General features: G+C 63.4%; 29 protein-coding genes. 15 read left to right on the forward strand and 14 right to left on the reverse strand.

Features of this window, described 5'->3' with window-relative positions; all coding sequences use genetic code 11:
• Positions 1-651 (reverse strand): cutinase family protein, encoded by a 651-nt coding sequence (locus tag ACFI9K_RS19320; protein ID WP_462665000.1) that lies wholly within the window; start codon positions 649-651, stop codon positions 1-3.
• Positions 652-903: 252 nt separating this feature from the next.
• Between ACFI9K_RS19320 and ACFI9K_RS19325 the strand changes: the two genes are divergently transcribed.
• The 4 genes from ACFI9K_RS19325 (at position 904) to ACFI9K_RS19340 (ending at position 4,532) form a co-directional block, all read left to right on the forward strand.
• The gene (locus ACFI9K_RS19325) at positions 904-2,022 is read left to right on the forward strand and encodes a hypothetical protein (protein ID WP_462665001.1); all 1,119 of its coding nucleotides are present in this window, start codon (positions 904-906) and stop codon (positions 2,020-2,022) included.
• Positions 2,019-3,110: an SMP-30/gluconolactonase/LRE family protein gene (locus ACFI9K_RS19330; protein ID WP_462665002.1), complete on the forward strand. Its 1,092-nt coding sequence runs from the start codon at positions 2,019-2,021 to the stop codon at positions 3,108-3,110. The genes ACFI9K_RS19325 and ACFI9K_RS19330 overlap by 4 nt, the downstream gene beginning before the upstream one ends.
• A gap of 21 nt (positions 3,111-3,131) precedes the next feature.
• Positions 3,132-3,617, forward strand: coding sequence for a GNAT family N-acetyltransferase (locus ACFI9K_RS19335; protein WP_462665003.1), 486 nt, complete (start codon positions 3,132-3,134; stop codon positions 3,615-3,617).
• Between the two features lie 81 nt (positions 3,618-3,698).
• A complete protein-coding gene (locus ACFI9K_RS19340; protein WP_462665004.1) occupies positions 3,699-4,532 on the forward strand; it encodes a MerR family transcriptional regulator in 834 nt (277 codons plus the stop codon).
• Here the strand turns inward: ACFI9K_RS19340 and ACFI9K_RS19345 are convergent.
• Positions 4,520-4,702, reverse strand: coding sequence for a hypothetical protein (locus ACFI9K_RS19345; RefSeq protein WP_462665005.1), 183 nt, complete (start codon positions 4,700-4,702; stop codon positions 4,520-4,522). The genes ACFI9K_RS19340 and ACFI9K_RS19345 overlap by 13 nt on opposite strands.
• A gap of 187 nt (positions 4,703-4,889) precedes the next feature.
• Between ACFI9K_RS19345 and ACFI9K_RS19350 the strand changes: the two genes are divergently transcribed.
• Genes ACFI9K_RS19350 through ACFI9K_RS19360 form a run of 3 tightly spaced genes read left to right on the forward strand, consistent with a single transcriptional unit; the run spans position 4,890 to position 7,584 of the window.
• A complete protein-coding gene (locus ACFI9K_RS19350; protein WP_462665006.1) occupies positions 4,890-6,164 on the forward strand; it encodes a sensor histidine kinase in 1,275 nt (424 codons plus the stop codon).
• On the forward strand, positions 6,155-6,811 hold the full coding sequence (locus ACFI9K_RS19355) for a response regulator transcription factor (RefSeq protein ID WP_462665007.1): 657 nt from the start codon (positions 6,155-6,157) through the stop codon (positions 6,809-6,811). The genes ACFI9K_RS19350 and ACFI9K_RS19355 overlap by 10 nt, the downstream gene beginning before the upstream one ends.
• Positions 6,808-7,584: a DUF4097 family beta strand repeat-containing protein gene (locus ACFI9K_RS19360; RefSeq protein WP_462665008.1), complete on the forward strand. Its 777-nt coding sequence runs from the start codon at positions 6,808-6,810 to the stop codon at positions 7,582-7,584. The genes ACFI9K_RS19355 and ACFI9K_RS19360 overlap by 4 nt, the downstream gene beginning before the upstream one ends.
• A gap of 4 nt (positions 7,585-7,588) precedes the next feature.
• Here ACFI9K_RS19360 and ACFI9K_RS19365 read toward each other — a convergent pair whose 3' ends face one another.
• Both ACFI9K_RS19365 and ACFI9K_RS19370 read right to left on the reverse strand, forming a co-directional pair.
• Entirely contained in the window at positions 7,589-8,809 is a 1,221-nt protein-coding gene (locus ACFI9K_RS19365; protein WP_462665009.1) for an FAD-binding domain-containing protein, read from the reverse strand.
• A gap of 42 nt (positions 8,810-8,851) precedes the next feature.
• Positions 8,852-9,139, reverse strand: a complete 288-nt coding sequence (locus ACFI9K_RS19370; protein WP_462665010.1) for an FmdB family zinc ribbon protein — start codon at positions 9,137-9,139, stop codon at positions 8,852-8,854.
• A gap of 140 nt (positions 9,140-9,279) precedes the next feature.
• Here ACFI9K_RS19370 and fmdA point away from each other — a divergent pair, with 140 nt between their 5' ends.
• Together fmdA and ACFI9K_RS19380 are read left to right on the forward strand one after the other, a co-directional pair.
• Entirely contained in the window at positions 9,280-10,533 is a 1,254-nt protein-coding gene (gene fmdA, locus ACFI9K_RS19375; RefSeq protein WP_462665011.1) for a formamidase, read from the forward strand.
• Positions 10,534-10,575: 42 nt separating this feature from the next.
• Positions 10,576-11,046 (forward strand): hypothetical protein, encoded by a 471-nt coding sequence (locus ACFI9K_RS19380; RefSeq protein WP_462665012.1) that lies wholly within the window; start codon positions 10,576-10,578, stop codon positions 11,044-11,046.
• Positions 11,047-11,048: 2 nt separating this feature from the next.
• Here the strand turns inward: ACFI9K_RS19380 and ACFI9K_RS19385 are convergent, their stop codons facing one another.
• Together ACFI9K_RS19385 and ACFI9K_RS19390 are read right to left on the reverse strand one after the other, a co-directional pair.
• Positions 11,049-11,621, reverse strand: coding sequence for a hypothetical protein (locus tag ACFI9K_RS19385; protein WP_462665013.1), 573 nt, complete (start codon positions 11,619-11,621; stop codon positions 11,049-11,051).
• The gene (locus tag ACFI9K_RS19390; protein ID WP_462665014.1) at positions 11,618-12,202 is read right to left on the reverse strand and encodes a hypothetical protein; all 585 of its coding nucleotides are present in this window, start codon (positions 12,200-12,202) and stop codon (positions 11,618-11,620) included. The genes ACFI9K_RS19385 and ACFI9K_RS19390 overlap by 4 nt, the downstream gene beginning before the upstream one ends.
• Before the next feature lie 213 nt (positions 12,203-12,415).
• Here ACFI9K_RS19390 and ACFI9K_RS19395 point away from each other — a divergent pair, with 213 nt between their 5' ends.
• From ACFI9K_RS19395 to ACFI9K_RS19410, 4 genes are all read left to right on the forward strand, one after another.
• The gene (locus tag ACFI9K_RS19395) at positions 12,416-14,422 is read left to right on the forward strand and encodes an HNH endonuclease signature motif containing protein (RefSeq protein ID WP_462665015.1); all 2,007 of its coding nucleotides are present in this window, start codon (positions 12,416-12,418) and stop codon (positions 14,420-14,422) included.
• 160 nt (positions 14,423-14,582) lie between these two features.
• The gene (locus ACFI9K_RS19400; protein ID WP_462665016.1) at positions 14,583-14,915 is read left to right on the forward strand and encodes a hypothetical protein; all 333 of its coding nucleotides are present in this window, start codon (positions 14,583-14,585) and stop codon (positions 14,913-14,915) included.
• On the forward strand, positions 14,912-15,082 hold the full coding sequence (locus ACFI9K_RS19405; protein WP_462665017.1) for a hypothetical protein: 171 nt from the start codon (positions 14,912-14,914) through the stop codon (positions 15,080-15,082). The genes ACFI9K_RS19400 and ACFI9K_RS19405 overlap by 4 nt, the downstream gene beginning before the upstream one ends.
• Positions 15,083-15,384: 302 nt before the next feature.
• Positions 15,385-15,624 (forward strand): PLDc N-terminal domain-containing protein, encoded by a 240-nt coding sequence (locus ACFI9K_RS19410; RefSeq protein WP_462665018.1) that lies wholly within the window; start codon positions 15,385-15,387, stop codon positions 15,622-15,624.
• On the opposite strand, the gene ACFI9K_RS19415 is transcribed toward ACFI9K_RS19410, so the two are convergent.
• Positions 15,606-15,989: a GNAT family N-acetyltransferase gene (locus ACFI9K_RS19415; RefSeq protein ID WP_462665019.1), complete on the reverse strand. Its 384-nt coding sequence runs from the start codon at positions 15,987-15,989 to the stop codon at positions 15,606-15,608. The genes ACFI9K_RS19410 and ACFI9K_RS19415 overlap by 19 nt on opposite strands.
• A gap of 55 nt (positions 15,990-16,044) precedes the next feature.
• Entirely contained in the window at positions 16,045-17,019 is a 975-nt protein-coding gene (locus tag ACFI9K_RS19420; RefSeq protein ID WP_462665020.1) for an aldo/keto reductase, read from the reverse strand.
• Between the two features lie 64 nt (positions 17,020-17,083).
• On the opposite strand from ACFI9K_RS19420, the gene ACFI9K_RS19425 reads away from it, so the two are divergent.
• Positions 17,084-17,995: an aminotransferase class IV gene (locus ACFI9K_RS19425; RefSeq protein ID WP_462665021.1), complete on the forward strand. Its 912-nt coding sequence runs from the start codon at positions 17,084-17,086 to the stop codon at positions 17,993-17,995.
• Here ACFI9K_RS19425 and ACFI9K_RS19430 read toward each other — a convergent pair whose 3' ends face one another.
• The 4 genes from ACFI9K_RS19430 to ACFI9K_RS19445 all read right to left on the reverse strand — a co-directional run bounded on the left by ACFI9K_RS19430 (position 17,996) and on the right by ACFI9K_RS19445 (position 21,538).
• Entirely contained in the window at positions 17,996-19,144 is a 1,149-nt protein-coding gene (locus ACFI9K_RS19430; RefSeq protein WP_462665022.1) for a serine hydrolase domain-containing protein, read from the reverse strand.
• Between the two features lie 46 nt (positions 19,145-19,190).
• Complete coding sequence (gene thrS, locus ACFI9K_RS19435; protein ID WP_462665023.1) at positions 19,191-20,408, reverse strand: threonine--tRNA ligase; 1,218 nt, start codon at positions 20,406-20,408, stop codon at positions 19,191-19,193.
• A 198-nt stretch (positions 20,409-20,606) separates the two neighbouring features.
• Positions 20,607-20,978 (reverse strand): glyoxalase superfamily protein, encoded by a 372-nt coding sequence (locus ACFI9K_RS19440; protein ID WP_462665024.1) that lies wholly within the window; start codon positions 20,976-20,978, stop codon positions 20,607-20,609.
• Complete coding sequence (locus ACFI9K_RS19445) at positions 20,975-21,538, reverse strand: TetR/AcrR family transcriptional regulator (RefSeq protein WP_462665025.1); 564 nt, start codon at positions 21,536-21,538, stop codon at positions 20,975-20,977. Before ACFI9K_RS19445 ends, ACFI9K_RS19440 begins: the two co-directional genes overlap by 4 nt.
• 103 nt (positions 21,539-21,641) lie before the next feature.
• Here ACFI9K_RS19445 and ACFI9K_RS19450 point away from each other — a divergent pair, with 103 nt between their 5' ends.
• A complete protein-coding gene (locus tag ACFI9K_RS19450) occupies positions 21,642-22,481 on the forward strand; it encodes an alpha/beta fold hydrolase (protein ID WP_462665026.1) in 840 nt (279 codons plus the stop codon).
• A gap of 40 nt (positions 22,482-22,521) precedes the next feature.
• On the opposite strand, the gene rraA is transcribed toward ACFI9K_RS19450, so the two are convergent.
• Complete coding sequence (gene rraA, locus ACFI9K_RS19455) at positions 22,522-23,007, reverse strand: ribonuclease E activity regulator RraA (protein ID WP_462665027.1); 486 nt, start codon at positions 23,005-23,007, stop codon at positions 22,522-22,524.
• A 24-nt stretch (positions 23,008-23,031) separates the two neighbouring features.
• The gene (locus ACFI9K_RS19460) at positions 23,032-23,415 is read right to left on the reverse strand and encodes a DUF5313 family protein (protein WP_462665028.1); all 384 of its coding nucleotides are present in this window, start codon (positions 23,413-23,415) and stop codon (positions 23,032-23,034) included.
• Between the last annotated feature and the right edge of the window lie 92 nt (positions 23,416-23,507).

The following is a 23,507-nucleotide window of genomic DNA, read 5'->3' on the forward strand; positions in this document are numbered from 1 at the left end:
TCAGCTGCGTACCTGAGCTGCTGCGAACGAGGCACCCTGCGTCGTCGAACCGTTGGTCCCGTATGTCAGGTGGGCGAAGCCGTTGAAGCCACCGATCTGGCACACCGGGTCGCCGAAGTTGCAGAAGCTGTTGGCGCGTGAACCGTATGTACTGCTTGCTGTTTCGATCTTCCTGCCGGTCAGCCCGAGTGGGTTACCGAACACCACAACGGCCTCGACCCGGGAGGCCAGGGCGGCGGGAATGACAGCACCGGTGAAGCTGCTCGGGGTGCGCAGACCGACGGCATTGGTCACCACGGTGGCCCCTTGTGAGTAGCCGCCGATTACGAATTTCGTCGACGGGCAGGACGCAGCAACGGAGTTGAGGTGCGCGACGAGGTCGCGAGATCCGGGTCCCGCGCTGGCCTGGGTGAAGTCCGCGGCGTAGTTGACGGCGTACGTGCTGACGGAACGGTCCGAGAGTTGCGCTTTGACGCTGTTGACGAAGGGAGTCCCGGTGATGCCGAGGCCGGGGAGTTCTCCGGTGCCGCGGGCGAACGAGACGTCGACGTCCGAACATGGTGCGGCCGATGCCACCCCGGTGGGAAGGGCCACCGCGGTAGCGGAGATAGCCAGTGCTGCAATGGAATAGGCGATGAGACGTCTCTTCATGGCGAGTCCTTGTGGGTTCGGAGGAGGAGTATCGAAACGAACAATAACCGCTGCGACGTTGTATTCACAGGGTCATTCAAAAGTTGATTACCTACGTGCAGCCGGTTACCAGGGCGCGTACGGGAGGGGGTCTCGGGAAAGGTCGATGATTCAATGCCGAGCCTGGTTTCTCAACGCCTGTTGCACTACGGTGACCGCTGGGGTGCAGTAGACCTGGCGAATGGCCTGGTCCGAATTTTCGGGGGATAAGACATGAAGAGTCGTGGTGTACAGGTCGCTGTAGTGGCGGCGACAATGGTGGCCCTCTGTCCGACGATGTCGGCTAACGCGTCGCCCGGCCCAGCGCCGGCCACGATCCTCGGCTCGATCGAGGACGGCCCCGGTACTTTCAGCGTATTTCGCACCGTCGACAGCGGCCAACGACCCGCAGCAGCAGACAATGCCGCGTGCAACGACTACTTCGGATCCCCGCGCTCGCTGACCGTGGTCGAGCGGCTCGACGCGCGGATGTACACCTTCACCAACGATCCGTCGACGGGTTTCCTGCTCGATCCGACCGCCCAGAACGTCGGACCGATCTACGTGTGCGATGGCCCGACCGTCGACGGCCAGGCATTCCTCGACCAGTGGGGCGTGTTGACCGCTCCGGGTCTGGGCAGGTTGTCGATGAACGGGCCTTGTGGACTCGAGTTCATGATCGGCTCGCCAGGGCGAGCTGCCGTCGATTGTGTTCTGCGAGTGCAGCCCAACGACTCCGGGGTCACCGACGGTGTCGCGACCAGCAACTCGGTCGCCAATCCGCTTCGGTTGCCGGACGGTCGGACCGGGTCGCTGTGGACTCTGTATACCCTGGGCGAGGGTACGGCTCCAGTGGCTGAGCCCGTGCCAGGTATTCCGCAGCCGACGGGTTCGGTGAAGTACAGCGTCGGCCGCGAGGTGAATTCGGTCTCGACCGGTTCTACCCCTGCGTGTCCGGGTGGAGTGCGCACTACGGAGATCCATTCCGTCTCGGTCGATCCGGCCACCGGTGCTGCATCGACCGAGCCCTCCGCGGACGTCGCCGCTACCGCGTCGATCTGCTATCAGAACCCGTCGTCTCCGGACTTCGGCGCGTCGCTGAGTATCACGAGTTTCGGCGTCACACCCGCACTCACGGCAACCTCGACCGGGCAATGCCGTCGTACCGATCTGGCTGTCGGAGCAGATACCGTGCAGCAGTCCTGCGGCTTCACGTTGCCACCGCAGTTCGATCGCGGCCTCACCGGTGGACAGGTGACGCTGAACGGCCTGGTTCCCACCAAGGATGCAGCGGGATCGGCCAATTCGGCAATCTGGACCACGTCCTTCCTCGGTTCCATCACTCCGCGATGAATCTGCGTCGAACCTGGACGGTCGTTCTCTCGGCGCTGGCGATCTGCATCGTGGGCGTACCCGAAGCAGTGGCCGAGCCTGCTCCCACGCCGGAGCCCCTCGGGTACGGGCAGACCAGGGACATCGCCGTCGTGCCGTTGCCCGGACAGCCCGAGGGGATGGCAATCGATCCCGCCGACGGCAGCATCTGGTCGGGGTCGAATCGACCGTATTCGGCTGCGGACGTGTGGCATTGGGATGCGGACGGCCATCTGCTCGAGACGTACTCCTTGATGGATCACGAACCTGCCGAGCACGGCGTCAACGGCATCACTCTCGACGGGGACGGCCGGGTGTACGCGCTCGACTACTCGGGTGCACGGGCAGTGAGGATCGATCCGGCGAACGGTACGCAATCGGTCTACGCGACATTTGCGAATTTGCCGGCCTGCGCCGGGGCGGCGGGTGAGCCCTGCGAACCGTCGCCCATCGACCGGCCCGCCTGGCCTAACTGGGCCACCTTCGCCCCCGACGGAACCATGTACGTCAGCGACCTGAACCAGGCCACCATCTGGAAGGTGCCTGCGGGCGGTGGAGCTGCCGAGATCTGGTATCAGAATCAAGATTTCGCGTCGATCTACAGCGTCAACGGTATGCAGTTCGACGCTGCCGGCCGACTGAACTTTGTCGTCACGGCGTCCTTGGTGCCGCGGGCCGAATCGTTCGGTCGTGGTGTCGTCTATCGACTTCCCGTGACGGCCGGCGGTGCGCCGGGCGCTCTGGAAACGGTGGCGGTCATCGCGCAGGGCGATGGCCTCGCGATCGGAACGAGCGGGCGCATCTATTTGCCCATCTCGAATCCGTTCATCAATTCGATCCAGGTGGTCGACCCGAACAACGGGTCCATGGTGGCCGAGCTGCCGACCCTGGTGGATCGGGTGACCCGTTCCATTCCGTACTCGACTCCCGCGTCGGTCGCATTCCGCGGAACCTCGTTGATCGTCTCCAATCACGGTCTGCTCGCCATCGATCCACGTCAATGGGCACTACTCGAACTCGGTGTCGGAGAGACGGGATTGCCGCTGCACTATCCGACGGGAATTGCCTGACGTCAGTGTTACCGTCGGCCGGTGGATCTCGTCGTTCCGTCCGTCGATCTCGCCGCCGCGTGGCGCGATGCGCACACCGAGTGGGGTCCGGGGTTTCACGAGGACGGTTTCGGGTTGACCGCGGACGACGATGTCGATTCCGAGCAGGGTTTTTCGGATTGGGTCGATCGGCTTCGGAACGACAGGCTGTGCACGTACCGGTGGATGGTGGAGGGTCGTCGAGTCGTCGGCGGGATCGCTGTGCGGCATGGGGGCGGTGCAGAGATCGAGCGGTTGGGTCACCTCGGTTATGGGGTGAGACCGTCCGACCGTGGCCGAGGAGTTGCCACGCGGGCGCTCGCAGAGATGCTGGACGTTGTCGCTGAGTTGGGGCTCTCGGACATCACGGCAGTGTGCGAGGTGGACAACAGAGCGTCGATCGCAACGATCGAACGGGCGGGCGGTGAGCTGCTCGAGCGCCGGGGGCAGACTGCCAGGTACCGGATCAGTGTCGCGCGGCGGGCATAGACCGCCGAATCGGCTGCGGTGAAGCGCATTGCGCGCGACGCTTGACCCTCACACAGTGTGAGACGGGAGTCTCGAACGAACATGTTCAGTATCGGAGAGTTCGCATCCATCGGCCGGGTCTCGATTCGTATGCTTCGGCACTACGACGAGATCGGGTTGTTGACGCCCGCACGAGTGGATCCGTTCACCGGGTATCGCTCGTACGACGGCCAACAGTTCGAGGTTCTGGGCCGCATCCTGGTGTTCAAGGACCTCGGTTTTCGGCTCGACGAGGTGAAGCAGATCGTGCATTCGCAGGTCAGCGAAGATCGGTTGCACCAGATGCTTGCCGCCAAACGCGATGACGTCGCCCGTCGACTCGATCTCGACGCCGCCCGTCTCCGCCGACTCGATGCGCGCCTCCACTACACCGAGGGAGATAGTTCGATGATCACCGTGGATACCAAGTCGTTGCCCCCCACTCGCATTGCGGCCGTCACCGAGAAGGCGGCCGGTTTCGGTCCGGAGAACATCGGGCCGATCATCGGCCCGATGTACGCCCGGCTGGCAGGGTGTCTGGCCCGCGACGGGGTCGATTTCGGACCGTCGTCGATTGCGATGTACGAGGCCGTCGACGACGCAGAGGGCACCGGCATCACCGTGCACGCCGCATTCGAGGTGGGACCGACGGTCACATCGGCCGAGGGATACGAGGTTCGGGAGCTACCAGCGGTGGATTTGGCTGTGACGACCGTGCATCACGGATCGGTGGTCACGATCGGCGAAACCTGGGGGCAGTTCATGTCGTGGATCGAGACGAACGGCTACGAGCTTTCGGGCGTCTGCCGTGAGTACTACCTGGTGTCCGAGCCGCAGCCGCAGGAGAACTGGGTCACCGAACTTCAGCAGCCGGTGGTTCGGCGTCAGGACGCCTGAGCGAGCTCCACCAGCGCCGTGCACTGGCAGCCGCCGGTGATTTCCTCGCACTCGAGGACCAGGAAGTGGCGAACATACTCGAGATCCACGCAATCGGGCTCCGTGCACTCCGCATCACCGACTGCGTGGATCACGAGTGTTCCTTGGCAGGTATCGAAGCTGGTGGACACGCGCATTTCCTTTCTGTCGTTTCTCTTCTCTCCTTGATATCACCGGGCTCCGACAAGTTAGGGAGAAGACCAGCGTGTTCGACGCCTGAGCTGGGGTCAGCCGGCCTTCACGGTAGGGCTGGCCCTACCTCGCCTCGTGGGTTCACAGTGCAGACGGACCGTGAACGCCCCACTTAGGCTCATCCGCATGAACCAGCCCTTACCGATTCCCCTGAATCCGCTCAGAGCCTGGATTTCCCAACAGTGGTGGCTGGCCATGGCTTCGCTGTTGGCGACGACGTTTGCCGGCCTCGGCGGTTGGCTGATCGTCGGTCTGGTCGCTTTCGCGGTGTTCGCATTGCCGTTCGCTCTCAGTGGTGTGCTCGTCTTCGTGTTCACGATCGTGGTCCTGCGCTGGTTGGACATCGCGGCGCGGGCGGGCATCGGCGTCACCAGTGGCCTCGAGATCACGAAGCCTGCAGTCATCGTCTATCCGACCAACTGGCAGAAGCTGGTGTGGTGCGTCCGCGACATCGGGTTGTGGAAGTCGCTTCTCTACTGGGCCACTCGCATCCCGATCTCGGCTGCTCTGCTGTTCTTGCTGCCGGCGTTGTTCCTCGCCCTTCCCATTCTTGCTGCGGCCCCGGTCGCGTGGCTGGTGACCGACCCGGAGGGCACCGGACTGGAGATCGCCGAACGGGTGGATTTCCCGCTGGTTGCGTTGGTAGGTGTAGCAGCTCTGTCGGTGTTCGTGGCTGGTGTTCCTCCTTTGACGACTCTGCTTGCCAAGCTCGATTGGTGGAGCGCCGCAGCGCTTCTCGGTCAATCCGAGTCGAGCAAGCGGGTGGACGAGTTGACGGTGAGCCGCGCTCGCGTCGTCGATGCGGCCGATGCCGAGCGGCGACGCATCGAACGAAACCTGCACGACGGAGCGCAGCAGCGCTTGGTGTCGGTGGCAATGTCACTGGGCCAGGCCAAGTCTCGTGTGGCAGCTACCGATGACGTGGTGTTGAAGGGCCTGCTCGACGATGCGCATCGGGAGGCGAAGAACGCGATCGGGGAGATACGGACCTTGACGCGCGGACTGCATCCCCCGATCCTGACCGACCGTGGGCTCGACGCGGCACTGTCGTCGGTCGCGGCGTTGTCCACGGTTCCGGTGACCATCGAGATCGACCCGGCTCTCACCGGCGAACGACGTCTCAATGCCACCGCCGAATCGACTGTGTACTTCGTGGTATCCGAGGCCCTGACGAACGTCGGCAAGCACGCCGGCGCGAGCACCGTGCGGGTGAACGTGGTGCGCGGAGACTCGTCGATCGTAGTAACAGTCCTCGACGACGGTTGTGGCGGTGCACATCTCGAACCCGGAGGCGGGCTGGCCGGACTGGCGGACAGGCTCAGCGGAATCGACGGAACCCTGACGCTGACCTCGCCGTCCGGTGGGCCCACACGAGTGGAGGTGACCATCCCGTGCGAGTGATCATTGCGGACGACTCGGTACTGCTACGCGAGGGAGTTGCGCGACTGTTGGTCGACACCGGAGCAGACGTGATCGGCAAAGTAGGCGATGCGGCGCAGCTCCTTACGCTGATGTCGGCTACCGAACCCTTGCCCGACGTCTGTGTCATCGATGTTCGGATGCCTCCGACCTTTCTCGACGAAGGCCTGCGAGCGGCACTCGTCATTCGCGAGCGCTGGCCCGCTGTCGGAGTACTGGTGCTCTCGCAGTACGTGGAGGAAAGGTATGCGGCCGAACTGATCCGGCAGAGCACGGACGGCGTCGGATATCTGCTGAAAGATCGGGTTGCCGATGTGGATGAGTTTTCCGACGCGGTGAAGACGGTCGCCGACGGTGGAACAGTCATCGATCCCGAAGTGGTCCAACAGATTTTGGCGCGTGCACCACGATCGGATCCACTGGATTCTCTGACACCGCGAGAGCGAGAAGTGTTGACGGCCATGGCCGAAGGCAAGTCCAACGCCGGCATCGCAGCCGCTCTCGTCGTCGGCCAAGCGGCCGTCGAGAAGCACATCGGAAACATCTTCGCCAAACTCGGTCTGCTCGGCGACAGTGCTGATCACCGCCGAGTCATGGCCGTCCTACGATACCTGGGAGCTATTCGATGAACCGAATTACATTGTTGCGCTACTCTTTGGCGGTCACCACGGCGGTGGTTGTGCTCGGTGCGGCCGGAGCCGGTACGACTGCTGCGATCGCCCTCGGCTTCTCCGTTCCCAAGACGCAGAACTACGACTATTCGGTGGACCACGTGATCGACGGCCCGCAATTGGCCGTGACCACCGGATTCGCCCACCTGACATTCGTACCCAGTCCCGATGATTCTCTGCATGTTCGAGCTCACGGTATCTACCGAGGAGACAGTCCCACAGTCGATATCGGCGCAGACGGATCGACCCTGGCGGTGGAATGCACGTACGACACATACGGATCGTGCGACGCCGACGTCGAAGTGCAGATACCGGCCGATCTGACCCTCACGGTAGACGGCGCGAACGGAGATGTGGTCCTGTCCGATGTCGACGCGAACGTGACCGTGTCGACAGCGTCCGGGTCGGTGTTCGCTCGTGGGTCGGCAGGCATTCTGCGCGTCGACACGCGTTTCGGAGACGTGGAGATCAGCGATGCTACGGCGACGGCGGTCGACGTGAACACGACCTTCGGCGAGATCTCCGTCGAGTCGCGAACTGCGCCGGAATCGATGAAGGCGCGCAACGTGATCGGAGACATCACGATCGGTCTTCCACCGGCCGAGTCCTACGCCGTCGACGCCGCATCCGAGAAGGGCGAAGTGATGGTCGACGTGATCAACGACCCGCGATCACCGAAGTCGGTGTCCGCCGCCACGGAGGAAGGACAGGTAGAGGTGCGAGCTCGGTAGTACTTCAGTGACTGCGCCGCCACGCACTGAACGAACGGACCGAGGACGTCGTGGGACGCGTCAGCCAAGGCCACGGATGCAACTCGACCGGGGCGATGGCGTCGGCGATGCGGGAAAAGCCGGGCACGGGTGCCCACGTGGCGGCCATCGACCGACCGGAGAGCTCATCGGCCACTCGACCTCGGCGCACTTCCAAGGGGCGGGTCGACGCGATCTCGCCAAGCGCCTCGGCGAGAAAGACCAACCGCTTGCCGGAGAGTGCCAATTTTCGCAGGAGTGGTTCGTCGAACACGAAGACTGCGGGCCGATCGGCATCGGCAGCCAGGGCGGGGTCCGACGTGCCGAGGGACTCGGCGGTCAACCAGACCTGTTCTGCACCAGTGCCTTCCACGTCGGCGGGTCCGGCGGGAATCGCACCTTTGTTGAGGTCCGGACCGTCGACCGCCGGTCCGAGATCGTCATCCGGCCAAGTCTCGATGGGGCACGCGTCTTTCAAGGCACAGTTTCGGCACAGGGATGGCGCGCGTTTGGTCACCTGCCATCGGCTGAACCCGTAGACCTTCCCGCTCCCGGTGCCGACGGTCCACTGCCAACCGAGACGATTGGCGGCGCGGGAGCCGTCGAGCAGGTGCGCAAACATCTCGTCCTCGCCGTCGCGCCACGTAGCGCCGGCACGCACCGCCCACTGGGAGGCGAGCCACATCCGAGTCTGGTTGACCAGCCAACCGTCGTCGTGCAATTCGCTCGTCACGGTAGACATGCAGTTCATGTCCTCGGCCCAGGGCTGCGTCGTCCAGTTCTGTGGTCGTGGTTGTTCACGTCGCAGCGAGCGACCGAGATCCGAGCCGACTCGGGCGTAGAGATGTCGGGCGTATTCCTGCCACATCAGCTCGTCGCGATATCGGGAACGGTCGCGTGCGGGAGCGTCGGAGACCGCGTCCCAGACTTCTCGTAGCGTCAGCAATCCGTGGCGAATGTAGGGCGACATGCGGCTTGCGCCGCGGCGATTCACCGGGAGAACGGTGCTCCTGTCGCGGGCGTAACCGGTGATGTCCAGCCCGGCCAGGGCCATGTCGGCAGCCGACTGCCCGCCGCGAATGCCGCCTGGGGTGATGCCGCCCGGCCCCTCGCGCGTCAGGTCGCCCAGATGCTCGGCGACCCACGCGACAACATCATCGGTGGCGGCGCCGTCGGCAATGGACGGGGGAGAGGGTAGCTCGGGCATGCCGTCGGACTTCCCCGGCGGGACAAAAGAGAAACGCGACTGTCAGGGGCGGGGCAGGCGACGGTGGAGTGGGTTCGATGTGGTGGGGCTCGAGGCCCGACCCTGCGTTGGGATGGAAGAGACCACCGTCGGTGTGTCGGCAGTCGCTCGGGAGGCGTCGTGTGCCTTCATCGCGGCGCTGTTTCCTCTGCCGAGGGCAGGAGAAGAGATCTGTCGTACAGCGGGCCTCCCGCATTCCGGGCACGACACCTCGCCGGGAACGTCGGCCATGGAAAACCGCTGCTCGACGGGCTCGCAACGCTGTGCGCAGCGGAAGCTGTAAGTAGGCACGCTTCCGAGACTAGTCCCAGCCAGTCATCAGCCACGTTCCGGCACAACGTCATACAAGATTTACATCGCAGATCCGGCCCGTATACGCGAGGACGGTGCAATGATCGGTGACGGGGAATTCGCCCAACCGGAGGTGCTCAGTGCCCGAACTACTGTTTCCGCTCGACTCGACGAAGAGTTTCACCGAACAGGAGATCGTCGGCCACAACCGATGGCATCCTGATATCCCTGCGGCGGTGACGGTCAAACCAGGCACGTCCTTTCGGGCGCATTGTCGCGAATGGTTCGACGGGGCCATCCGTAACGACGACTCGGCCGAGGACATTCTGAATGCGCCGCTCAACAACGTGCACACCCTGTCCGGACCGTTCCACATCGAAGGAGCCGAGCCCGGTGATCTGCTGATCGTCGACATCCTCGACGTCGGTCCCATCCCACAGGAAGATTCGGGCCCTCTGGCCGGACAGGGCTGGGGCTACACGGGCATCTTCGCCAAACAGAACGGCGGCGGGTTCCTCACCGATCGATTCCCCGACGCGTACAAGGCCATCTGGGATTTCTCCGGGCAAACCACCACTTCTCGTCACGTGCCGCACGTGAAGTACACCGGGATCACCCACCCGGGGCTGATGGGCACCGCGCCGTCGGCTGCTCTGCTGTCCAAGTGGAACGCACGAGAAGGCGCGCTGATCGCCACGGATCCCAATAGCGTTCCGCCACTGGCTCTTGCACCCGAGCTGGACGGTGCGATCCTCGGATCTCTGGAGGGCGACGAATTCTCCCGTGTCGCGGGCGAAGCTGCACGCACGGCACCGCCGCGGGAGAATGGCGGCAATCAGGACATCAAGAACCTCACCAAGGGCACGCGTGTGTTCTATCCGGTGTTCGTGCCGGGGGCGAAGTTGTCGTTCGGAGACTTGCACTTTTCCCAGGGTGACGGGGAGATCACGTTCTGCGGTGCCATCGAAATGGGTGGATTCATGGACCTCCACGTCGACCTGATCAAGGGCGGCATGGAAACGTACGGGGTGAGCGAGAATGCGATCTTCATGCCCGGCAATACCGCACCGCAGTACTCGGAATGGATTGCCTTTTCGGGTATTTCGGTGACTGCCGACGGTGAGCAGAAGTATCTGGACTCGGACCTGTCCTACCAGAACGCATGCATGCACGCGATCGACTACCTGACCAAGTTCGGCTACAGCCCCGAGCAGGCTTACCTGCTCTTGGGGTCGGCCCCGATCGAAGGACGCCTGTCCGGAGTCGTGGACATCCCGAACTCCTGTGCCACGGTCTACATCCCCACTGCGATCTTCGATTTCCCGATAGCGCCGTCGGCCAGTGGACCGTTCCAGATCGACCCGGGAATGGGTGCTCCGAGAGCGCAATTCTGATCGACTTCGCTTGATATGTCGACACTGTGGATGCTCGAGGACATGGAACCGTGGCCTGACGAACCCGGCGTAGGTGCGGAGTGTGCGCCGACGACCTTCTGGGCGTCACCCGACCGGATGGACCTCCCCGCCGAGGTGTGTTCCGAGGTGCCGGCTCGCGTCGAGGCTGCCACCACCGACGGCCGAACGGAGTGGGTAGCGCACCTCGGGAACGGTTTCACCACGATGATGGGCGACGGTGGCCTGGTCGGTGATGTGGTTCTGAACGGCTGCCTGGTGTGGGACAGATACCTGTGGTTGGACTTTCGCGCCAAACCGCAGGGTAGTGTCCGTGTGCTCGAGCGGGCAGGCCTTCTGGTGCAACGCCGGGAATTGATCGCGACGCGACATCCTGGCGCGTTCAGTGTGACGTACAGCGGTGCCGTGGAATTTCGGCGAGAACTTGTGGTGCCCGACGAATTCGGTATCCGTTGGAGGGCATCAGTCGTCGAGACTGTTGCGTCTGACGGCTGAGCTCAGTCATTGTGTCGCTCGTAGTTCGCGGTGACGATCTGGTCGATGCGTACCGGGCGTGATTCGACCTCACTGAGCGCGAGCAGGTCCGCCACGGTTTTCGTGCTGCCGCCGAGATATGCACAAGGGAAGTCGAAATGCTGAGCCACGCACCATGCATGGTCGGTGGGCCACCACAGATTCGGCGATAGTCCGTTCAATGTGTCTGCGGCTCGTGAGACCGACCCCCGCAGCAGGAAATAGTTGTAGCCGGCGATGTCCGCGGTCGGTGCCGATTCGCGGATGTCGTCGAGTGCGGTGTTTCCTTCCCAGATGGCGAACCAGCATTCGTCCGGTGTGTTCGTGCTTCGAGCGAGTAGATCGACCACGCCTGCAACGGATTTCGCAGACTTCGAACGAGCCGACGTGGTGCCGGCAGTGGGATATTGGATGCGGGCATAGGCGTCGAACACGATGGGAACGAGCGAGCCCACCGTGGTTTCGGGGACGACCTTCAGGTTGTCGTCAACCCAGCCTGCTTCCGAGACGTTTTGTTGCAGATCGCCGTTCGACCATTCTGCGCTGCGGGTACTCAATGGCTGTACCAGGGTTGTGGGCTGGCAGGGTCGTCGATGACCGTGTCGACTCGGCGGTCGGCGAGAACGTCCTCGATCGCCGCTGAACTGGCACCGACGGTGGCGAAGTGGGGGTCGATGTCGTTGGCGATGCACCAGGCTCGGTCGGCGGGCCAGACGAAAGACGGAATCGGCAATCCCTCGAGACCTGGGGGATCGAGCGCCTGCTCCCAGTTCAGCAGGTCCAGGGCAGGTCCTCGAAACAGGAATGCTTCGCGTTCCGGCAGCTTGACGCGCGCGGCACCTCGAGCCTCGAAGCCTCCCCATCCCTCCCACACGCAGAAGTAACAGTCCTGCGGGGTCGTTGTGTGTTGAGCCAGCGTCGCGACGACTATCGCCAATTGGTCTGTCTCCGAACGCTCGTCATATGGAACGTCGGCCTCGCCTTCACTCTGATCCGTGTGCGTCGGATCCGGAATGAATCGGAGGCGCGCGTAGCTCTCGAACCCCAGTGGACCTCTGGTGACGAGGTCCCACCAATCACGATCGGCGTGGACGAGCCAGTCGGCGGCAGTTGCATCGCCGGACGGTCGCACGGTCATGGCGTCTCCTTCCTGGGTTCGGTCAGCACCGAGTCGTTGCGCCTGCAACCGATGTGATTCCGAAGCTGACGCTACCTCGGCACGAGGACGATTCGACTACCTATTTTCTGGCGGATTAGGCGAGCGCTCATCGAGTCTGTGATCTAAGGCGGGGTTGATTAGACGGGAACGTACGTTCGAATACTTGTCGGTGGGTCGCGGTAGATTTCGGTCATGCTTTCGGGGGACGGCGGATCAGGGGTGGACGGCATCGAGACGGTGCCGCCCGCCCCCGACGTGTCCGATCCGGACTTGGCGGTGTTGGTCGATGCGGTCGAGTCTGCGGTCGCCGCGTTGGCCGGCCAGGCATCGGCGGCATGGAGCAACGCCGATCGCCGTGCAGTCATCCAACGCATGGAGTCCGTGTCGCGGTCGCTGCCGGCGCACTCGCACACCTGGCTCAACGAGTTGATCGCTCAGCACGGTCTCGATGTGTACCCGGGCTCGGTGCCGTGCTCGGTGGCATGGATGCTGCGCATCACCCCACGCGCCGGCGGTGCTCGGGTGCGTCTGGCGGCGGAGCTGGGGGACCGCACCGCCTTGTCCGGTGAACACCTGCCGCCGTTGCTGCCGCACACCGCGGACGCGGTGCGGGCGGGATTGCTCGATACCAAGCATGTGCAAATGATCCGCGAATTCTTCAAGCATCTACCGGCCAGTGTCGATCCGCAAACCCGCGATCTCGCCGAGCAGCAGTTGGTCGGGTACGCCTGCACCCGGCGGCCCGACGACTTCGCGCCGTTGGTGGCGAACCTGGATGCGATCTTGAACCCCGACGGCGACTTCGACGAGGACGAAGACGAGGACGGGAAGCCCAGGCCGCGGAAGCGTCGGGATGCGTTCTTCTACCTCGGTGAGCAGGGCGCCGACGGGATGTCGGAAGGCAACTTCTGCGTCGACTCCGAACTACGGGCCTACCTCGAAGCATTGTTCTCCAAAGCTGCGAAGCCGGGAGTGAACAATCCTGCCGACCCGACGTCGGTGGTCCACAACGAGGCCAGCCGCGACAACAAGGACGGCCTCGACAAGACGCGCAGCGACAAGTCCAGCAGCGACGACGAGGCCGGGAATCAGAGCCACGGGAGCACGAGCCGTGGAAGCACGAGCCGTGGGAACGGCGGCGACAGGGTGCCGAAACCGGAACCCACTCTGCGCGATGCCGAATCCAGTGCTGCCGGACTGTGGCATGACAGTAACTGCGACAGTGACCACGACTGCGGCGACTGCAACTGCGGCGACCGCAAGTGCGGTGACGACGCCAGCGGTGGGAGCAACAGCAACGAGGCCGGCAAACGCGAATGCGAATGCGGTACAGGCAACTGCGGCCAGTGCGGTGCCGACTGTGCTTGCGGCACAACACCCAACGACCCAGCCGGACTCGACGACCCAACAGGACTCGACCGCAGTGCTGACGCCGACGACACAACCGATGACGTTCCCCCGGATCCCGCGTCACCGGATCCCGCTGCCCCGGATAGCGCAGTGAGGGCTGCTGCCGCCGCCCGCGATACCCGCAGTCAACGCGAACGCCACCACGACGCGCTGAAGATGGCACTCCGTCACACCCTCGCCTCCGGAACCCTCGGCACCCACCGCGGACTACCCGTCACCGCCATCGTCACCATGACCCTCAACGACCTCGAAGCAGGCTGCGGATACGCCAAGACCGCCACCGGATCCCGCGTCTCCATCCGAGACGCCATCCGCATGGCCTCCCACGCCCACCACTACCTCACCCTCTTCGACGACAACGGAAGAGCCCTCTACCTCGGCCGATCCAAACGCATCGCCTCCGCCGACCAACGCATCGTCCTCATTGCCCGCGACCGCGGCTGCAGCTTCCCCTCCTGTACCCGCCCCTCCACCTGGTGCCAAACCCACCACCTCGACGACTGGACCGACGGCGGACCCACCGACATCGACTCACTCACCTTCGCCTGCGACATGCACCACGCACTCGTCGGCACCGGCCCCGGCAAGTGGGCCACCACCACAACCGCAGCAACACACAGATATCCAGGCCGCACCCTCTGGCACCCACCCACCGCAATGGACCCACGCAGGCGCGGCCTGATCAATCACGCACACCACCCCGAAGAAGTCCTCTACCCACCCGACCACCACCACGACACAGACGACACCGGCGACACCGGCGACGAAGAACCACGACAACCCGCATGACGACCAACACCAGCGTCAGGGCTCAGCTCTGCCTGTTGTCGGTACAGGGCGGCCGCTCCGCACCTCATGCCGATAGCCACCAGATCCAGTGTCCCGAACCGGCACTCGTACAACACCCCTGACGAGACACCATCCCTTACGACCTGAAGGAACGCTCCTGATGCCCGCGCAAGCATGGATCACCCTGATCGTCGGCGTCCTCGCCGTCGTCGGCGTCGCCCTGACCGTCCGCCAACGCACCGTGGCCGACAAACGCGCCCAAGCCTGGCAACGGATCACCTGGTGCTTGGAACGCACCACCAGTGACAATGACACCGAAGCCGAACTCGGATGGGACATCTACGCCACTGTCACCGACTCCGCCTTGATCACCCGAACCGAGCAGGATGTCCTGGTCGCAATTTCCGATCGAGCTGCAGCCCGACGCGCGCTGGCGGACCAGGAGCAAACCGAGGACACTGAAACCCAGAACGAGCTGGAGGACCCACGATGAACACGACCGAAAAGCGCACCGACCGCCCCGCCGAGCGTCCCCGAGTCGCCGCCGCAGCAGCCCGCGCCTCGATCGCTCTCCGCGAGCGCAGCGGCCGCGAGGTACCGCAATGGCTCCGTGACACCGCCGAAGGACGCCCAACCTCTCCACCGGCCGAGCTGACCTGACGCAAAGGCTCACAGTCCGTAGAACCCGTCAAGGCCCGCATCCCGGTACACCGGGGCGGGTCTTTTCTGTAGCCCAGGGGTGGACCAGCGGCACGCGTAGGACCGGGCGACCTGTAGGCACCCGCCGAATCCAAGTCAGCTGCTCAGCACCCCGTCGGTAGCTGATCGCAGCGATCAGATCAGGCAAGCAGTTGAGGCTAGCGACATGTCCGGTCAGTGCAGCGAGATCGGATTCAAGGACCGCAGCCCAACACCTACCCCGATCGATAGGCTGGCTATTCGAGGCGAAGGGACACACGACCATGGACGGCAGTAATCCCACAGTGCCACTCGGGTTCGATCTCGCGTGGGCGGCTGTGATCGTGCTGTGGCTCAGCTTGGTGGCCGTCGCCTGGGTGTCGATTCTTCGTAGCAACCAGGCCCGTCGGGGATCTGCATTCTGGTGGTGTCTGCTCGTACTGCTCATGCCGTTCACCGGCGCGCTGATCTGGTTCGTCGCTCGTCCGCGTAACTCCGACATCGATCAGCCTACGAGCTCGTAGCAGGCCAGCCACAGCCCCGGCAAGACCTGCTGATTCTCTGTGTGAACGAAGCCGACCGACTCGTACAGCCGTCGCGCCGGTGCGTTGTCTCGACCGGTGGCCACCTGTATACGTTGTCCCACACACGAATCGATCGTAACCTCGACCAACGCCCGCCCGATTCCCTGGCGATGAACGTCCGGCGACACCACCAGCCGGTCGATCTCGGACCCGGACCACGCTGCAGCGCCCAGGATTTCGCCGCGATCACGCGCAACGATCCAGTGGACCTGTGCAGCACACAGATCATTCACCGACTCGTGAAGTAGCGGGATACGGTCGTCGCCGATCAGTCTCGCTTCGACTGCATACGACCGCTTCTGCACTACGAGAATCTGCTCCGCAAGGGCTCGGTCTGCGCCGGGGTCGACGCGAACGATCTCAATACCGGCCCCCGGCGGGTGCCGGCAGGGAATCGAGTGTGGTGAGGTGCTGGGAACTCAAGGTCAGCGAGGCTGCACCCGCGTTCTCGTCCAAACGTGAAGTGCGGCGAGTGCCGGGAATCGGCACCACATGCTCACCCTGCGCCAGAACCCACGCCAGAGCCACCTGCGCCGGCGTCGCACCGAGCTCGTCGGCGACTGCTGCGATGGCGTCGACGATCACGAGGTTCGCATCGAGATTGTCCTGGTTGAAACGCGGCAGCCGAGCTCGGAAATCATCTGCAGCAGGGGCTGTTCCGCGAAAGTTTCCGGTCAAGAAACCGCGGCCCAACGGCGAGAACGGCACGAACGCTGCGCCGTTGTCTCGAGTCCACTTCAGCGACGTGGCGAGATGATCCCGCGTCCACAACGACAGCTCCGACTGCACAGCAGAAATCGGATGCACCTGCTGGGCCCGATCGAGCTGCTCAACGGTGAATTCCGAAACACCCAACGCCCTAACCTTTCCGGCCTGCACGGCCTCGGCCATCGCGCCGATGCTGTCTTCTACGTCCACCTCGGGATCGGGACGGTGCAGGTAGTACAGATCGATGTGGTCGACGCCCAGGCGGCGTAGCGAGTCGTCGATTGCCGAACGCAGATGCTCGGGCTTGCCGTTGGGGCCTGAAATGACCGCTTCTCCGGCGTCGCCGACGTGGGAAAGGAGACCGCCTTTGGTCGCGAGGATCACCTCGTCGCGTCGGGTACCGATGGCCTTGCCGACAACCTCCTCGTTGGTGAAGGGTCCGTACACGTCGGCCGTATCGATGAAATTGACGCCGATATCGAGGGCGTGTCCGATGACGCGGTCGGGGGCCTCGGTCCGACCGTCGTCCTTGTATGCCCAGGTCATTCCCATGCAACCGAGTCCGATGGCACCCACCTCGGGGCCGTCGTTCCACAGGGTGCGGGTAGGTGTGGTCGGTGCGCTCATACCCTCGACCCTAGAGAAGTAAATGCGTTGTCGCTCGGACTTGCAGTGCGGCTAGCATCGCCGCATGGCACTCCCGCACTCGAAGGTGTATTTCGGCGACAGATTGGTCGACGCGCAGGACGCGACGCTCGGAGTCGCGACCTCGGCCGTTCTGTACGGACTGAGCGTGTACACCGTGTTTCCCGTCCAGGTGGACGGTGATCGGCGTACTGCATTTCGGTTACTCGATCACTACCGGCGACTCGTCGAGTCCTGCAAGATCATCGGCATCGACACCTTCGCGACGGAGTGGAGCTTCGACCGATTCGTACAGGTGACGCGCGATGTTGTCGCGGCCAATGCTCCTACCGACGAGGTGTACGTGCGAGCGACGGTGCACGTCGACGAGTCCATACCCGGAACGCGGGTTCGCGGTCTGCACACCACGGTGTCGATCTTCCTGTACGACGCGAATCCCATTGTCCCGCAGAATGGCATGCGGCTGAAGACGAGCGTATGGCGGCGCATCCCGGACAACGCCATTCCGTCCCGGGCAAAGGTGAACGGTGCTTACGTCAATTCGGTTCTGGCGAAACAGGATGCGATCGACAGTGGGTTCGACGACTGCATCTTCCTCGACATCAACGGCCACGTCTGTGAGCTCAGCGCCGCGAACATCTTCCTCGTCCGCAACGGAGTGCTCGTCACGCCCGACGTCACCAGTGACATTCTCGACGGCATCAATCGTCGAACGCTCCTGACGCTCGCGCGCGAGGAAGGTCTGACGGTTCACGAGCGCACCGTCGATCTCACCGAGCTGTACATCGCCGACGAGGTCTTCGTGTGCGGGACGTCGGCCGGGGTTGCCCCGGTGTACGAAATCGATGGTCGTGCAATCGGATCGAAGGATACCGGCCCGGTGACCCTTATACTGCGTAAGCGTCACCAGGCCGCGCTCGCCAGCGACGAGGTACACGGCTGGGTGACGACCCTCTAGCTACGCCGGGCACGTAGACGCGAGGCCGGCGATCAGCGCCTCGGTGGCCGGCTGCTCGAGTGGGTCGGTGGCGGGATTCGGCGCGGCCGTGGTCCAGGCCAGCGATACCTGACGGCCTCCGTCGGGGCTGGAGAACTGGAAGGTGCGGTATCCGAAACCGTTGCCGCGGTTGCCGAACACCAGCTCGCCCGACCCTGGATTGCATGCGTCACCGCCGAGTAGCAATCCGAGGCCGTAACCGGAGGGGCTGACCACCTGCATCTCGTCGATCAGGTTCTGCGGGAGCAAGGTGCCGTCGAACAAGCCACGGAAGAACGTGTTCATATCGGCCACGGTGGAGACCACCGCGGCACCCGAAGACCAGATGCTGGCGTCGTAGTCGGTGACAACTGTGTAGGTTCCGTTCTCCAGCACGTACCCGTGCAGTGCATCGTCCGCGATGGACGCATCGGTGGGGTAGATGGTGTCGGTCATCTGCAACGGCTGGAAAATCCTGTCCTGCAACGACTGTCCGATCGACTTTTCATCGAGATCCGCCACCATCTTTCCCAACAGGACGTAATTGGTGTTCGAGTAGCTGAACTCCTGACCGGGTTCACTTGTCCACGGCATAGCCAAGGCCTGAGAGATCAGCTCATCGTCGGTAACGGAATCACCTGCCCGGGAAACGATCTGCTGGGCAGTATCGAACCCCACGAGGTAATCGGGTATCCCACTGGTGTGGTCGAGCAGCTGACGAACGGTGACCGGCTTGGGAACCAGACCTGGAAGCAGCTCACCGACTTGCTGGTCGAGCTGCAGCTTCCCCTCGTCGACGAGCTGCAGCACCACGGCGGCCACCATCGCCTTGGTGACGCTGGCGATGCGGACGGGGTCCTCGGCGGACGCAGGCTCGGTGCCATTGCGCTCGACCAGACCGGCCGCCCCCGACCAGGAAGCCTCGCCGTCGCGTACCTGCGCGACAGCGGCGACGGACCCGGCGTCGACCAGGGCGTCCAAGGCTGCCTGGACGTCGTCGGTCTTGATGTTCCCGCTAGAGGGCGTCGTGGTGGTCGGTTCGACGGCTGACGGCTCGTCGGAGGACGTGCATCCGCTGACCAGCAGGGACGTCGAGACAGTGAGGGCGGCTAGGACTCGTAGCGTGCTCATGTCTTCGACGCTATCGCCGTGCAACCGGGAATTTCAGTGTCAAATGTCAGTGATTTCCACTGTCGGGGACAGCGGGAAGCAGAGCGCGGGTGCGTATGTCGCGTTGCACCGCTTCGATGAACAAATCAGTGGCCAGCACTGCCTTCGCGTTCAGCGCAGGATAGGACACTGCAACAGAATCGGTATCTCGCTCGCGATCACCGATGACCGCGATGTACGGGTCGCGGTGAAGTCGCGCAGACCGAATACGTGCACCTAGCGAACCCTCCTCGAGCACGTGGGCGCGAACCGATGCATCACGCAGACGGGCGACCAAAGCCTGCGCCGCCTGCACGTGAGCACTACTCACCGAGATGACGGCCACCTGCCGCGGAGCGAGCCACGGCGGCATTCGACCACCGTGGCGTTCGATGAGCATGGCGGTCAGGCGTTCCATCGATCCGAGTATGCCGCGGTGAATCATCACAGGTCGGTGCTTCTGACCGTCGGATCCGGTGTACTCGAGGCCGAACCGCTCCGGCTGATTGAAGTCGATCTGCACGGTCGACACAGTGTCTGGATGGCCTGCGACCTGCACATCGATCTTCGGTCCGTAGAAGGCGGCATCTCCTTCGCCGACTGTGAACTGACGATCTCCCAGTGCCGCGCGTAGCCGACTCTGGGCGGCACTCCACTGCGCGGTGTCACCCAAGTATCTACCGCTCCCGCCCCGGACCGACAGTGCGAACGACGGTGCGAGTCCCAATATTGCATAACATCTTTCGATGGATACGAGGGCCAGTCGGACTTCTTCTTCGACTTGATCCGGGGTGCAGAACACGTGGGCGTCGTCGAGGGATATCTGCCGAACTCGGGTCAATCCGCCCAGCACGCCGGACAGTTCGCTTCGGAACATCGAACCGAGCTCCGATACGCGAAACGGAAGGTCGCGAATGCTGCGTCCGCGGGCACCGAACACCTGGGTGTGGTGTGGGCAATTGGCCGGTCGCAGAACGAATTCCTCGGTACCTATCCGCATCGGCGGGAACATGTCAGCCGAGAATTTGTCCCAGTGACCAGATCTCTCGAAAAGTGAACGTTTGGCCAGTACCGGGGTGTACACGCCGAGGCAACCCGAGCGCGCGGCTTCCTCCGAAGCAAGCTTCTCCAATTCCCCGCGGATTACTGCGCCGTCGGGGAGCCAGACGGGAAGGCCGGCACCGATGGCCGGGCTGGTTGCAAACAACTCCAACTCGCGACCGAGCTGGCTGTGGTCGGACTTCATGGGTACTCCACTTCTGCTGTGGTCCAGGAGAAGTGCCCAGAAATGCAAAAACCCCGGGAACAACTCCCGGGGTTCGTCGAATCTGGGTCGGTGCAGGCCTAGGTCGGACGCCGGAAGGAAGCCGGCGTCGTCGTCAGAGACTGCGATTGGATCATGTCGACGACGGTACAACGCGTCATCGAAGGTTGGCAAGAGCCTTCAGCGATCTACCTGGCAGAAGCGAAGGTGATTCGAGAACGGGTCGATCACCGTCATGGTCGGCCCGCCCGGTGCATTCCGATCGATGCCTGGCCGGCTGCGAGGGTGGTTCTTCTGCAGCAGTTCGGCATTGAAGGACACTACGTCTGCAATAGGTATCCACACCGACGTTCCCGGGGTGCCGTCGCCGTAGTGCTGGGACAGATCGAGGATGCATTCTCCGCGTGAAATGCGAATGTAGAGCGGCAGATCCGGCTCGAATCGATGTTCCCATTCGACCGCGAAGCCGAGGTAGTCCAGGTAGAACGCACGCGCTTCGGCGTCGTCGAAAATGCGCAGAATGGGGACGGCCGGGCCGAAAGTCGAGCTCATCGCCGTGCGTCCGAATTCAACAGGACCTCGGCTGCAGTCTTTGCTGCAGTAGCGGATTCGGCCAATTCGGTGATGGCTGCGGTGGTTTGAGCGCCCTCGGCGAGCAGCGCGATCTGCAGCCCGACGGACGGCTGGCATCCGGCTTCGACGGCCAGTGCGGTGACGTACTCGATGAAACTCTTCTTGTGTTGGTGTGCGGCGTCGGCGACCTCGGGCATGGTTGCGCCCAGTTCGCCGAACGAGTTGATGAAGGCGCACCCGCGGAAGTCGTCCTGGCGAAACCAGTGGTCCAGGAAATCGAAGATCGACAGCAGTTTCTCGCGAGGGGATTGGTGTAGGTCGGCCTCGGCGTGGATGCCGTCGTTCCACTGCTGGGTGCGACCGCGAAGAACCTCGGCGACGATGGCGGTTTTCGAGGGAAAGAGCGTGTAGAGGCGTTTGAGGGAAATGCCGGCCTTGGCGCGCAATTCGTCCATACCCACCGCCTGAATGCCGCGCGCATAGAACAGTTCGTCCGCGGCGTTCACCACCTGTGCCCGTCCGATTTCCGTACTGGTCATCGCTCACCCCTTGCCGAGAGAACCAACGTTCTCTATGGTAATCGATACGCGGAGAGAACGACCGTTCTCCCGCTCGATGTCCAGGACACAGGAAGGCAGGATCATGGCGCACATCAACGTCGGAACCGAGAACTCCACCCCCGTCGAGGTCTACTACGAGGATCACGGCACCGGCCAACCCGTCGTGCTCATCCACGGCTACCCGCTCGACGGCAACTCCTGGGAACGCCAGTCACGCGCCCTGCTCGACGCCGGGTATCGCGTCATCACCTACGACCGTCGCGGGTTCGGGCAGTCGAGCAAGCCCACCGTCGGCTACGACTACGACACCTTCGCCGCAGACCTGGACAAGGTGATCACCGAGCTGGACCTGCGTGACGTCATCTTGGTCGGATTCTCGATGGGCACAGGCGAATTGGCGCGATATGCAGCGAAGTACGGCACCGATCGCGTCGCCAAGTTCGCGTTTCTCGCCTCCCTCGAGCCGTTCCTGCTACAGACCGACGACAACCCGACCGGTGTCCCGCAGTCGGTGTTCGACGGCATCGAGACCGCTGCCCGCGAAGACAGGTTCACCTGGTTCGAGAACTTCTACAAGGACTTCTACAACCTCGACGAGAATCTCGGCACCCGCATCAGCGAGGCGACGGTCCGCGCGAGCTGGAACACCGCCACCACCAGCGCACCGGTTGCGGCCTATGCCGTCGTACCGACGTGGCTCGAGGACTTCCGCGGAGATGTCGCGAAGGTTCGTGAATCCGGCAAGCCGACGCTGATCCTGCACGGAACCGCAGACAACATCCTGCCGATCGACTCGACGGGCCGTCCGTTCCACGAGGCGTTCCCGGAGGCGACGTACGTCAAGGTCGAGGGCGCACCGCACGGCCTGCTGTGGACGCACTTCCAAGAAGTCAACGACGCGCTGCTCGCGTTCGTGAAGTAGTGATCACGGGCGGCAGGCACCATGCCTGCCGCCCGAGTTGTCACAGCTGGACTGCGACGACTCCGTCGTGGTCGCTGTAGACGATCTCTCCCGGGTTGAAGGTGACGCCGCCGAAGCTGACCGGCACGTTCTTCTCGCCTGAGCCGGTCTGCGTGCTCTTACGCGGGTTGGTTCCCAGTGCTTTGACGCCGATGTCGAGCGTGCGCAGAATCGCCGAGTCGCGCACCGCGCCGTTGACGATGACACCGGTCCAACCGTTGTCGACGCCTCGTCCGGCGATGATGTCGCCGACCAATGCGGTGTGCACGCTGGCATCGCCGTCGACCACCAGTACGCCGCCGTTGCCGGGTTCGCTGAGCGTCTGCTTGACCAGCAGGTTGTCCTGGAAGCAACGGATAGTGGTGATGGGGCCCGCGAATTCGGTGTTCTTGCCGAATTGGATGAACTGGGTATCGCAGCTGCGGATGTCGGGACCGATCTCGTCGGCCAGATCAGCGGTTGCCTTGAATTCCACAGGTGAAGTCATGCGCAGAAGACTATCGTCCGAGCGTCAACCGCGGCCGTGACGCCGTTCGTAGTCGTCGCGAGTGCGGTCGGCTCGGCTCTGCGCCCTGGCATTGATCAGTTGTGGGTCGAGTCCGTGAATCAGCAAGCGGTGCCGCCGGTAGACGTTCATCAGCGCAATCGAGAAGTACACCAGCGGGATGAACAACAACGACATCATTGCGAGCGACATCCACAGCGGACCCGGAATCAGCAGGAACAACAGCAGTAGCGGAATGATCGGCACGATGAAACGGGCAATGTAGCGGACCTGGGCACCGTTGCCCACGAGATCCTTACGAACCCAATCCTGCATCGACTCGGGCAGGGTTCGTCCGAACGAATAGCCCAGAAACTGCAGCGGGGTGGGCGTCGTACGTTCGGTCGTCATCGCGCAATGCTAGTCCCACGAGAGTTGGTACAAGTCACCGTTGACTGCGGTTTATCTCATATGTGACGATAGCGTCAGTTACGGATGCCGAC

It is taken from the genome of Rhodococcus sp. PSi06 (assembly GCF_054960675.1).